Source organism: Methylobacterium sp. WL116 (genome assembly GCF_008039455.1).
Taxonomy (GTDB): Bacteria; Pseudomonadota; Alphaproteobacteria; order Rhizobiales; family Beijerinckiaceae; genus Methylobacterium.
On the sequence record NZ_VRUV01001013.1, the window covers coordinates 1 to 746 of the forward strand.

At 64.3% G+C, this 746-nt stretch carries 1 protein-coding gene; it reads left to right on the forward strand.

What is annotated here, in order from left to right; translation table 11 throughout:
• On the forward strand, positions 1-675 hold a 675-nt coding region (locus tag FV223_RS29125), incomplete at its 5' end, for an IS6 family transposase (protein ID WP_147730055.1).
• Positions 676-746: the final 71 nt, after the last annotated feature.

Below are 746 nucleotides of genomic sequence, written 5' to 3' on the forward strand. Positions count from 1 at the left end.
CACTACGAGGCGACGCTCATCGTGCAGGCGGTCTCCTGGTACTTGCGCTATCCGCTGAGCTACCGCGACATTGAGGAGCTGTTCCTGGAGCGCGGCCTGGAGGTCGATCACAGCACCCTGAACCGCTGGGTTCTGGCCTACGCGCCGCTGATCGAGAAGCGGCTACGTCAGTTTCGTCAGCCACACTGCGGCTCGGTCCGCATCGACGAGACCTACATCAAGGTCCGCGGCGAGTGGCGCTACCTCTACCGGGCCGTCGATAAGCACGGTAATCCCGTCGATTTCCTCCTCACGGTCAACCGGGATCTTGACGCGGCCAAGCGGTTCTTCCGCAAGATGCTGCGGGAACAGCCTTTGCTCGCTCCGGATCGCATCGGCACGGATGGCGCCGGCCCGTACCCGCCGGCCATCGCCGCGAGCCGGAAGGCGGGCCTGCTGCCGCGCACCCCGACCCACTACGTGACCAAACACCTGCAACAAGGCATCGAGAGCGATCATTTCTGGGTGAAGCGGTCGATGCCGCGGGTCGGCGGCTTCCGCTCGTTCAACACGGCGCGACGCACGATCCAGGGCTTCGAGGCCATGCTCTGGCTGCGCAAAGGGTTTGGGTTCGCCGGCGCATGGACGGTGCGCGAACAGAACCGCCTACTCTCCCTCTGCTTCGGGCTTCCCTAAGCGAACAAAGCATGAAAGCAGGACGGCAGAGGTCATTCCGCGCCTCAGATCCGAGTTTGCGACACGCCCGT